Annotated in this window: 9 protein-coding genes and 1 pseudogene; 8 read left to right on the forward strand and 2 right to left on the reverse strand. The window is 72.1% G+C overall.

Annotated features, from left to right (window positions below; all coding sequences use genetic code 11):
- Positions 1 to 94 precede the first annotated feature (94 nt).
- From ACWDSL_RS48895 to ACWDSL_RS48920, 6 genes and pseudogenes are all read left to right on the forward strand, one after another.
- A pseudogene (locus tag ACWDSL_RS48895) lies at positions 95 to 904 on the forward strand (beta-ketoacyl-[acyl-carrier-protein] synthase family protein); the annotation flags it as partial.
- The gene (locus ACWDSL_RS48900) at positions 901 to 1,815 is read left to right on the forward strand and encodes a hypothetical protein (RefSeq protein ID WP_450495661.1); all 915 of its coding nucleotides are present in this window, start codon (positions 901 to 903) and stop codon (positions 1,813 to 1,815) included. The pseudogene ACWDSL_RS48895 and the gene ACWDSL_RS48900, both read left to right, overlap by 4 nt.
- A complete protein-coding gene (locus ACWDSL_RS48905; protein ID WP_450495663.1) occupies positions 1,802 to 3,469 on the forward strand; it encodes an AMP-binding protein in 1,668 nt (555 codons plus the stop codon). The genes ACWDSL_RS48900 and ACWDSL_RS48905 overlap by 14 nt, the downstream gene beginning before the upstream one ends.
- Entirely contained in the window at positions 3,466 to 3,978 is a 513-nt protein-coding gene (locus ACWDSL_RS48910; RefSeq protein WP_450495665.1) for a hypothetical protein, read from the forward strand. Before ACWDSL_RS48905 ends, ACWDSL_RS48910 begins: the two co-directional genes overlap by 4 nt.
- A gap of 3 nt (positions 3,979 to 3,981) precedes the next feature.
- Complete coding sequence (locus tag ACWDSL_RS48915) at positions 3,982 to 4,911, forward strand: NAD-dependent epimerase/dehydratase family protein (protein ID WP_450495666.1); 930 nt, start codon at positions 3,982 to 3,984, stop codon at positions 4,909 to 4,911.
- A complete protein-coding gene (locus tag ACWDSL_RS48920) occupies positions 4,908 to 6,506 on the forward strand; it encodes an MFS transporter (RefSeq protein ID WP_450495668.1) in 1,599 nt (532 codons plus the stop codon). Before ACWDSL_RS48915 ends, ACWDSL_RS48920 begins: the two co-directional genes overlap by 4 nt.
- Before the next feature lie 6 nt (positions 6,507 to 6,512).
- On the opposite strand, the gene ACWDSL_RS48925 is transcribed toward ACWDSL_RS48920, so the two are convergent.
- Positions 6,513 to 7,436 carry a phytoene/squalene synthase family protein gene (locus tag ACWDSL_RS48925; RefSeq protein WP_450495669.1) on the reverse strand — a complete coding sequence of 308 codons (924 nt, stop codon included), beginning with the start codon at positions 7,434 to 7,436 and terminating at the stop codon, positions 6,513 to 6,515.
- A gap of 128 nt (positions 7,437 to 7,564) precedes the next feature.
- On the opposite strand from ACWDSL_RS48925, the gene ACWDSL_RS48930 reads away from it, so the two are divergent.
- Both ACWDSL_RS48930 and ACWDSL_RS48935 read left to right on the forward strand, forming a co-directional pair.
- Entirely contained in the window at positions 7,565 to 8,386 is an 822-nt protein-coding gene (locus ACWDSL_RS48930) for a maleylpyruvate isomerase family mycothiol-dependent enzyme (protein WP_450495671.1), read from the forward strand.
- A gap of 309 nt (positions 8,387 to 8,695) precedes the next feature.
- A complete protein-coding gene (locus tag ACWDSL_RS48935; protein WP_450495673.1) occupies positions 8,696 to 9,613 on the forward strand; it encodes a hypothetical protein in 918 nt (305 codons plus the stop codon).
- A 93-nt stretch (positions 9,614 to 9,706) separates the two neighbouring features.
- Here ACWDSL_RS48935 and ACWDSL_RS48940 read toward each other — a convergent pair whose 3' ends face one another.
- The gene (locus ACWDSL_RS48940) at positions 9,707 to 10,270 is read right to left on the reverse strand and encodes a GNAT family N-acetyltransferase (protein WP_450495675.1); all 564 of its coding nucleotides are present in this window, start codon (positions 10,268 to 10,270) and stop codon (positions 9,707 to 9,709) included.
- Positions 10,271 to 10,463: the final 193 nt, after the last annotated feature.

The following is a 10,463-nucleotide window of genomic DNA, read 5'->3' on the forward strand; positions in this document are numbered from 1 at the left end:
ACCGGCCGATTCCGCGAGCACCACGCGTTCCTGGCCCGGCTCCATCTGGACCAGTACGACCAGCTCACGACGATGATCGACCAGCTCACCGGACGTGCCCGCGCGCCTCGCCGAACTGCTGGCCGGGCGGCTCGCGCTGACCGGGCCGCGGCTCACCTTCACCAACGCCTGTGTCGCCTCCGCCGCGGCGATCATCCATGCCTGCCGGCTGATCTCCTCGGGCCGGATCGACGCGGCGGTCTGCGCGGGTGGATACCTGGTGGAGGAGGAGACCTTCGCCAAGTTCGACTCCGGCCGAGCGCTGTCCCGCGACGGCGCGGTGCGCCCGTTCAGCGCCGACCGCAGTGGACTGCTGCTGGGCGACGGGGTGGCGGCCGTCGTGCTGGAGTCCGCCGAACACGCCCGGCGCCGCGGCGCCCGGCCGCTGGCCACCGTGGTGGGCTGGGGCGCGGCCACGGACACCCACCACATCGCCCAACCACACCCGGAGGGCGTCGGACTGGCGCGCGCGACGCGGCAGGCGATGCGGCGCGCCGGGGACCCGGACGGGGCGGGCCTCGGCTATGTCAACGCCCATGGGACCGGCACCAAGTACAACGACGGGGCGGAGACCCGCGGACTGCGGGCCGCCTTCCCCGAGCGGGCCGAGACCATACCCATCAGCTCCACCAAGAGCACCACCGGCCATCTCCTGGAGGCCGCGGGCGTCGTGGAGTTCGTGATCACGATGCTGGCCCTGCTGGACGGCGTACTGCCGCCCACCGCCGGGTTCACCCGCCCGGCCCCGGAGTGCGACCTGGACTATGTGCCGAACCAGCCGCGTACGGCCGAGCTGCGCCGGGCCCTCACCGTCAACGCCGCCTTCGGGGGCGCCAACACCGCACTCGTGCTGGAGCGGCCGTGAAGACCGAGAAGACGGTACTCCGCTCCCCCTTGGGCATCCTCGCCACCGCCACCGCGACGCTCGGCACCGGGCGGGACGACGACCTACCGCTGCCGCGGCTGCCCGGTTTCGTGGAGTCGTCGTTCAGCCCGCTGGCGTACGAGGTCAGCCGGCAGTGCCTGACCGAACGGCCGGGGGACGGCTCACGTACCGCCGTGGCACTGGCCAGTCTGATGGGCGACACCACCACCGCGGATCTGGCCAGTCGGCGGATGGTCTCCGGGCAGGTCCACAACCCGCTGCTGTTCATGCAGGCCACCGCCAACTCCGTACTGGGCTATACGAGCCGGGAGTTCGGGATCACCGGGCAGACGTTCAGCCTCTCCACCCTCGACGATCCGGTGACCGAGCTGCTGGCCATGGCGGATCTGCTGCTGGAGGACCCGGAGCTGGACCGGGTCCTGGTGCTGGGTGTCGAGCTGGGCGGCGGAGAGCGCCGTGAGGCGGGGGTCCCCCCGGCCGATGGCTGGGCAAGGGTGGCCGACGCGTACCGGGAACTGGCCGTCGACAGCGGCCGCCCCGTCCCGCCCCCGTCGACGCCCGCCGGGCTGGCGGCGGCGGTGCTGCTCGGCCGGCCGGGCGGCGAGGCACCGGTCTCGGTCCGGTCGGCCGAGGCGTACGACGCCGACCACGCCACCCACGACGAAACCGACACGCCCGGGCATCCCGGAAACATCCTGGGCCTGTTCGACCTGGCCGCCGCCCACCGGCGGCTGCTGCGGGACGGCGGCAGTCACCTCCTGGTGACGGAGCCGGGCGCGCGGGGCGGCCGCACCGCGTTCCGGCTCACCGCCGACACGGAAACTCCCCCGAGCGCGCCGACGGACGCGCACGCCGTAAGGGACGACAGGGAGACCCATGCTCATCACTAGGCAGGAGCGGGCGCGGATCTGCTCCGACACCGAGCTCGGTGCCGGCAATGTCCTGCACCGCCTGAAGGCATACGGCCGCCCGCTCGACGAGCCCGCGCTGTGGACGGACGGCAGCTGGCAGGCGCCGGACGGCAGCCGCCCCGAGACGCTGACGCTCGGTCAACTGGACGAGGCAGTCGAGACGTACGCAGGCTGGTACGCCGCCCAGGGCGTGCGGCCCCGCGATCCGGTCGCCGTGCAGACCGCCTCCAGCACCGAGTTCGCGGTGAACTTCCTGGCGCTGACGTCCCTCGGCGCCATCCCGTCGTTCGTCAACGGCAATCTGCCCCCGGAGATCGCCCGGGAGTACGTACGCGGACAGGGCGCGGTGGGCGCCTTCACCGACCGCGACCACCATGCCGTGCTGTCCGGGTCCGGGCTGGGCTTCCGCGTGACCGCCGCCGAGATCCGGCCGGCCCACCGCGAGCTGCTGCCCCGGTCCTACCCGTACCGGCACGACCCGACCGACCCCGTGATCATCTCCCACTCCTCGGGCACCACCGGGATGCCCAAGGGCGTGCCGCACACCCACCACACGCTGATGTACGCGCAGGTGCACCGGCTCCGCTACTCCACCGGCGCCGATATGGAGCGCACGCTCGTGGGGCTGCCGGGCGCGCACAACGCCGCGGTGGCGACACTGCTGTACTGCCTGCTGCTGCGCGCGAACATCAAACTGCTCTCCAGCCGGCGGGGCGCCGATGTGCTGGACGCCATCGAGGAGTTCCGGCCCAGTACGGTGCTGGCCTTCGCGGCGACCTTCGGCGAAATGGCCGCCGCCGACCTGGCAGCCCGGGACCTGTCCAGTGTGCAGGTGTGGTTCAACACCGGGGACGCGGCACACGAGGCGCATATCCGGGTCCTGGTCCGGCACGGCGGCCATGAGCGGATCGGCAGGGACCTGCGCCGTACCCGGGTCGAGGGCTCGGTCTTCGTGGACGGGCTCGGCTCGTCGGAAGCCGGCTACTCGGTCTTCCACAACCGGCACACCAAGGACACCTCTGCCTACTCGCGCTGCGTCGGCAAGCCGATCAGCTTCGCCCAGGCCGCCGTGCTCGCCGAGGACGGCACCCCGCTGCCGCCCGGGCAGATCGGCCGCCTGGGGCTGAAGTCGCCGACGCTCACCCCCGGGTACTGGAACGACTCGCTGACCTTCCACCGGCTGCGGCTGGGCGGCTACTGGCTCACCGGAGACCTCGCCTACCAGGACGAGGAGGGCAACTTCTACCACCTCGACCGTGCCCCGGACGCCATTCGCACCCGGAACGGGATCCTGTTCAGCACCCGTACCGAGGAGTTGCTGCTGCGGGAGCTGCCCGAGCTGGCCGACTGCACGCTCGTCGGGGTCGCCCCGAAGGGGGTACGGGCGGACTGGGACGGCGACGGAGAGGCCGAGGCGTACGCGCTGCTCCAGCTCGCGGACGACAGCGACAACGACGGCAGCCACGGAGATGAGACGTGGACCGGACGGGTCAACGCCGCCCTCGCCGATGCCGGATTCCCCCCGGTGACGCGGGCCCTGCGGATGAAGCCCGACGACGTGGCAAAGGGCGCCACGGGCAAGGTTCTCAAACGAGTGATACGCGACAGGTTCGCGGCCAAGGAGCACACATGAGCACGGAGGCATACCGGCTGTGGTGGCAGCACGACGCCAACTGGTATCAGGGGGTGGCCAAGCGGTTCGGACAGCAGGTCGCGAACGAGATCAACGCCGAGGCGATGCGCAAGATCGCCCTCAAGGTCGGGCAGCAGGTCGCCCGGCGGAGCGGCGCGCTGCCCGACAGCGGTGACGGCGCCAAGGACCTGGAGGAGCTGCGCCGCCGGTACGACGAGTGCGGCGACCGGATGTTCCCGCGGGAGCTGCGCAACGCCTCCACCGAGGTGGCCGGGGACGATCTGATCGTGCTCACGCTGCGGCGGAACTTCGCCATCACCATGGTGCGGATGGCCGGTTCGCTGGAGGGCTACCAGTGCCCGTGCACCGATGTCCACGCGGGCTGGTCCGAAGGGCTCGGCGTGACCCTGTCGGAGAACCGGGCCACGAGCTGTCTGCGGGAGGGCGATGCGGCGTGCCATCTGCTGATGCGGGTGCGCACCCCCCTTTCTCCCGGTGCGGAGGGCTGACCGTTGCGGATACTTGTCGCCGGGGCGACCGGAGTGATCGGACACCCGCTGGTGGGCGCGTTGCGGGCGCGGGGCCACCAGGTGAGCGCGCTGGTACGGGAGGAGTCCCGGGCGAAGGCCCTGAACGAAGACGCCGACACGGTCGTGGTCGCCGACGCCCTTGACCAACAGGCCCTGCTGTCGGCGGTCTCGGCCGCCCGGCCCGAGGTGGTCGTCCACCAGATGACGGCGCTGCGGCTGTTACCCGACGACCCCGCGGAGGCCTTCGCGCTGACCGCGCGGCTGCGTACCGAGGGCACCGCCCATCTGGTCGCGGCGGCCCGCGCGGCCGGGGCCCGGCGACTGGTCGCGCAGAGCATCGCCTTCGCCGCCGCGCCGGCCGGGGATCCGGTCCTCGACGAGGACGCGCCGCTCTACGTGGACGCCCCCGACCCCGGCTGGGCGGCCACCGTACGGGCCGTCGCCGAGCTGGAGCGGCTGGTCCTGGACAGCCTCGACCTCGCGGGCGTGGTGTTGCGGTACGGCACGCTGTACGGCGCCGGAACCGCGTACGCCCGTACCGGCGGGACCGGGCAGGCGGTGCTGGCCGGCCGGCTCCCGCTCCCCGAGGGCGCGTCCGGGATCACCTCGTTCCTGCATGTGGAAGACGCGGTGGCGGCCACGGTCGCCGCCGTCGAATCGGACGCCACCGGCGTCTTCCATGTGACGGACGACGAGCCGGCCCCGGCCGCGCAGTGGCTTCCGGCCTATGCCCGAGCGCTGGGCGGCCCGCCGCCGCGCACGATCCCGGCCGCGCTCGCGCCCCGGCTGCTCGGCTGGTTCCTCACCCATCAGCTCACCGCGGCGCGCGGGGCGGCGGGCGACCGGGCGCGTACGGCGCTGGGCTGGAAGCCGCTGCGGCCGAGCTGGCGCGACGGGCTGGGCGCGGAATGACCAAAGCCGCCCCGTCCCGGTCGTGGGCCGTCGTCCTGGTCGTGGTCTGTGCCCAGATGCTGATCTGGCTGGACACCTCGATCCTCAATGTCGCCGTCACCACCCTGGCCGATCCGGACCGGGGCCTGGGCGCGACCCCCGCCGAACTGGAGTGGGTGGCCAGCGCCTACACCCTGGTCTTCGCCGGCACCCTCTTCGCGGGCGGCGCGCTGGCCGACCGCTTCGGTCCCCGTACCACCCTGCTCGCCGGTCTGGCCCTGTTCGGCGCCGCCTCCGGCGCAGGTGCGTTCGCCGGAAGTCCGGCCTGGCTCATCGTGGCGCGCGGCTTCATGGGCGCGGGCAGTGCGCTGCTGATGCCCGCGACGCTGTCGATCATCGTACGGAGCACCCCGGCGGAGAAGCGCACTCGTGCGATCGCGATCTGGAGCTCGTCCAGCGGCCTCGGCGTGGCCGTCGGCCCGGTCGTCGGCGGGGCGCTGCTCAGCCACTTCTGGTGGGGGTCGGTGTTCCTGGTCAATGTGCCGATCGTCGCCCTGTGTCTGGCCGGAGTGGTGGCCGTCGTTCCCGAGCTGGGCGGCGCGCGACGGCAGGTGCTCGATCTGCCGGGTCTTGCCCTGTCGGTGCTCGGTCTCGGTGGCCTGGTCTACGGGGTCATCGAGCTGGGCAACGGGGAGACCTGGTACGGGCCGCACGTCCTGCTTCCGCTGCTGCTGGGAGGCGCGCTGCTGGCCGCCTTCGTGGCCGGTCAGCGCAGATCCCCGGCGCCCAGCCTGGATGTGCGGCTCTTCCGGCAGCCCGGGTTCACGGCCGGGAGCGTGGTGCTGCTGATCGCGTTCATGGCGCTGGCCGGGCATCTGTTCTACGCGGCCTTCTATCTCCAGGGGCCCTTGGGGCTCTCCCCCGCGCGCGCCGGAACCGTGATGATCGCCGCCGCGGTCGGCATCGTCCTGGGCAGTCAGGCGTCCCCGGCGATGAGCCGGCGGCTGTCGGCCCGGTGGACGGTCGCCGCCGGAATACTGATCACCGCGGCCACGTACCTCGCCTATCTGTGGTTCGACGAGCGGACCCCGGTCCCGACCATCGCGGCCCTGCTGCTGGTGCAGGGATTCGGCATGGGCCTGATCGGCACCCCCGTCACGGCCGTGATGATGAGCGCGGTGCCACCGCATCTCGCGGGCGCCGGATCCGCCGTCAACAGTGTTACGCGGCAGGTGGGCGGGACACTCGGGGTGGCGATGGCCGGCTCTGTCCTCTCCGGGGTGTACCGCGAGCGGATGGCCGATGCCGCGCTGCCCGGCGGTCCTCGGGGGCTGCCGCCCGGCGCCGAGGAGCAGGCCCGGACCTCGGCCGAGGCGGCACGCTCGCTGGCGCATTCGCTACGGCTGCCGCAACTGGCGGAGACGGCCGACCGCGCCTTCCTGGACGCGATGTACGCGGCCACGCTCTGGACCGCCGCACTGGCCCTCGTCGGGTTCGCCGTGAGTGTCGTGGGGCTGCGTTTCCGGGAAGCGGGGCCGAAGGACCTCCAGGAAGAGCCGGAAGAACCGCGGGAGACGCGGGCGCCAGGGAGTACGCGTCCGAACCTTGGAGCCTGACGCTCGTCACAGACCCGCAGGGCCGCGCAGTCGGCGGACATGGCGGCGCTCCCGGAGAAGCACGCGCGCGATGGCCGGCGCGGGTGGACGGGCGGGGGCGTGGAGCAAGGCGGGGCCCTTGGCGGCGGCCGCCATGGCCGTCAGGTCCTCGATCTCGATCACGGCACGGAACAGCGGGCGGCCCTCGGGCGGTGCGAGATCGACCAGGCTCCGGCTGGCGGCCAGGCTCTGGCGGGCCTGGCCGAGGAGGCGTTCGAGAAGGCTCCGGGTTCCGGGGGTGTCCCGGGCACTCTCCAGATGGGCGCGGGTGACACCGTGGGCGTCGAGCATGCCGCGCACGAGGTTGAGGCGCCCCTCGGCGAGGTCTTCGGACAGATCGTTGGCGAAGTCGAGGCGCTGGCTGCCGTCGATGTACGTACGGCACGCCTCGCGGTAGCCCGACGGAGGGTCCTCCCCGGCGATCAGACCCGCGATCAGCATGAACGCGGGCAGCGCGTACTGGTCGACGTAGCGCTGATAGTCCGCTTCGGTGGCGAAGCCGGTGAACTCCAGCTCCGTGGCCGCCGCGTCGAGGAAGTCCTCGACGCGGGCGCGGAAGCCGGGGTGAGCGGAGACGGTGTACAGCAACGGCCGGATGGCCGGGTGATCGCTTTCACCGACGGCCAGGCCTTCGCGGACTTCCTTCTCCCACCGTGCGTAGGCGGCCGGGCGCTCGGCCTCGGGGCCGCTGTCGAGGAGGTTGTCGGTGTGGTGCATAAAGGCGATCGCCGTGATCAGATGCGGCAGCAGCGGCCGGGGCAGAAGCATGCGCGCCGCGAGATAGGAGCTGCGCCGATACCTCGCGACCAGTTTCCGCTGGCGCGCGTAGTCGTCACGCAACGTCGGATCGCTGATCCCCGCGGCGTCAAGCGCCCTGCCCCATACGCCCATGGCCCACCCTCCCGGTCCCTTGAGTCCACGTGCGGTTCCTTTATACGTCCAGCCGGTGGCGGTCTCGGGCCATGTGTGAAAGGAGTGGGTACGCGCCGGGGAGCGGTCCGGCTGAATGAGGGAGAGCGGTGGGATCCGTGAGTGAGCGGGACATCGGGGGCTTGCGGCCCGCGGGACTGGGCGAGGCGATACGCGCCACCGCCGGGGATATCGCCGTGCTGTTGCGCGGCGCGACCGACACCGGGGCGCCGGTGCCCGGGTCGCGGTGGTCGGTCGGGGAGGTGGCGGCGCATCTGGCGCAGGCCAATGAGCTGATGGCGGACATCGCGGCCGGGAAGTCGCGCCCGTACGGCGATGGCACACCGGGCGGGCTGGCCGAGGCCAACGAGGTCGCGCTCGCGGCGTTCACCGAGCGCGGCGCCGGGCCGCTGGCAGCCATGATCGTGGCGCAGGCCGACGCATTCCTCGAGGCGGCGGCCCGGCAGCCCGCGGCGCAGGGCGAACTGGTCAGCCCCATGGGCCCGATGAGCAGGGACGTACTGGGGTCGTATCTGCTGACGCATATGCTCGGCCACGGCTACGACCTCGCCCGTGCGCTGGGCCGTCCGCATATGGTCAGCCGTGCCCGAGCCGAACTGTGCCTGCCGTTCCTGATGGTGGCGATGGACCGGGTCGTCAGCCCCGCCGCCGCCGGGCACACGGCCCGCTACGCTCTCCGCCTCGGGGGCGGCGCGCGTTTCGGCGCCACGTTCACCAACGGCGCGGTGGCCGTCGATCCACGGCCGCCGGGCCGCCCGGACTGCACGATCCTCATGGAGCCGGTCGCCTTTCTCCTGGTGGCGCTGGGCCGCCTCGGCCCATGGAGCGCCCTCGCCCGGGGACGCGTCCTGGCCTGGGGCCGCAAGCCCTGGCTGGCCCCGCGCTTTCCCACTCTCTTCACCCCGCCCTGATCCGGCGCGATCCGGTCTGCGGACCCGCACGGTGTCCGTCACCCGCACGGTTCACGGCACCTTGCCGGTGAACCCTTCGTACCCCATGCTGCAGATGGACCAATGCGGCGGAAGGTGCCGTCAGCATGGCCTGCGCCGCGCCACCGAGGCGGTGGCCGCCGCGAGGCGCGCGCTGCCGCCCAGCACGTCGGCCACACACGTCAACTTCGTGGTCGTGGCGAGGACACGGCTGCCACGTGGGCGGAGCAGCTGGACTACTCATCCAAGCCGTAGATCATTTGCGGGGCCACCCTCTAGGCTCTGGCAGTCATGGACAGCCTGACAGACCTGGAAGCGGCACGCGGGAGCGCGGGCTCATTCCTTCAGTACTACTGGGAAGCCGCCGAGCACGACACGGTTGAGGAGCTGGAGGAGGACGAAGCGGAGATCCGGGCGGCCTACGCCGCCATCCAGGCGGTCGTTCCCGACGACGCCGCCAGCTCCACCGGTCTGACGCTGCTCCAGCTGGGCACGTTGCGGGCCCACCTGAACGATGAGTTCGGCACCAGTGAGGACCATTTCGACTACGAACACACGCCACCCGTCGGATTGGACGAGGAAGACGAGCAGGGCCGGGAACTGGCAGCCGAAGTGGTGCGGGCGGCGGAACGCACGCTCGCCCTGCAAGGGGCCGACAATCTGGCAGCCTTTTCGCGCGCGTGTGCGCTGCACTGGCTGGGCGAGCATGAGGCCGCGGCGGATGCCTATCGGGACGTACTGCGCATCGATCCCTACGACCACATCGCGAAGGCCCGCATAGAACACCTGGAGGACATCGAGCTCCCCGAACCGCCGGGCGGACTCGTCACCCACCATCCGCACGGCTTCCATCTGCTCGAGATGACCCATCTCATCGGGCACAGCGGTAGCACCAAGGGCTGGGTCTGGCTGTTCAGCGATCCGTCCTCCGTCCGCGGCGCGGCGGAGGGCTATCTCGAGACATGGCTGGCCGGCCTCGGCCACGGCCTGGACCACGAGTGCGGCATATGGACCCATGTCCGCGGCAGCGCCGACAAGGGATTCGAGTTGCGCGAGGCGATTCACCGGACGGCTGAGGGGCGCCCGTTCATCGACTGGTCACAGGTGCCCCTGCCCGATCTGGGGCACGATCCTCTGCCGGCCGGCCAGCCGATCCGCCGGCAGGGGCAGCTGCACTTCTTCGGCGGAACCGAACACGACGACTCCTGACCACGCCTGCTCGGGCACGCAGGCACCGGCGCCCCGGCCTCGGCATGAGGTGGGGCGCCGGACCGGGCCTGGATCAGCACAAGGGCGCGGTGTCTACGACGGAGCTCGTTTGGCGGCCCGCCACTCCGCGGCCAGGACCGACCAGACCTCGATGTCGTGGCGCTTGCCCCGGTGCAGGCGGCTCCCGCGCAGCACGCCGTCCTGCGTCATCCCCAGGCGCTGAGCCACGGCGACGCTGGCCCTGTTCCCTGTCGCGGCCTGCCACTCCACGCGGTGGATGTCCCGCTCCTCGATGGCCCAGTCGATGATCACGCGCGCGGCTCGGGTCACCAGCCCCTTGCCGACCGCCGACGGCTCCAGCCAGCAGCCCGCCTCGGCGGTGCCCTGTGCCAGGTCCATCGCCCTGAAGAGGACTCCGCCGACCAGTCCCCCGTTCACCCAGATGCCGTAGATCCGCCCGGCGTCGGCCGCGGTCTTCTCCGCGTACGTCTGGAGATACGCACGGCTCGACGCCAGATCCGTCACACGGTCGGCCAGCCCGATGAACTGGCCGACGAGCTCACGTCCTCGGTCCATATGGGCCAGGAACTCCTCGGCCCGCCAGGGCTCGAGCGGGCGCAGCTCCGCACCATCGTCGCCCAGGGATATCGCGTACATGGTCACCTCCACATCGAAGCCGGCGCACACGGCGAAAAGGATCTTCTCACGACCACATCAGGGCCCGCGGGCCCGTACGGCATTCGAGCCCGCCGGGGGCGGAGCCGCGGGGGGGGCCGCGCGGGCGAGCGGGGGGGGGGGGAGAGGTGGGGGTACCCAACGGGTGTGAGACGGGGGGGGCGGGGGAGGAATA

The organism is Streptomyces sp. NPDC000941, from assembly GCF_053599555.1.

What these genes read in the sequence shown, in the direction of transcription:
- ACWDSL_RS48905 (WP_450495663.1), top strand. Translation starts at nt 1,802, where the DNA reads ATGCTCATCACTAGGCAGGAGCGGGCGCGGATCTGCTCCGACACCGAG.
- ACWDSL_RS48910 (WP_450495665.1), top strand. Translation starts at nt 3,466, where the DNA reads ATGAGCACGGAGGCATACCGGCTGTGGTGGCAGCACGACGCCAACTGG.
- ACWDSL_RS48920 (WP_450495668.1), top strand. Translation starts at nt 4,908, where the DNA reads ATGACCAAAGCCGCCCCGTCCCGGTCGTGGGCCGTCGTCCTGGTCGTG.
- ACWDSL_RS48925 (WP_450495669.1), bottom strand. Translation starts at nt 7,436, where the DNA reads ATGGGCGTATGGGGCAGGGCGCTTGACGCCGCGGGGATCAGCGATCCG.
- ACWDSL_RS48935 (WP_450495673.1), top strand. Translation starts at nt 8,696, where the DNA reads ATGGACAGCCTGACAGACCTGGAAGCGGCACGCGGGAGCGCGGGCTCA.
- ACWDSL_RS48940 (WP_450495675.1), bottom strand. Translation starts at nt 10,270, where the DNA reads ATGTACGCGATATCCCTGGGCGACGATGGTGCGGAGCTGCGCCCGCTC.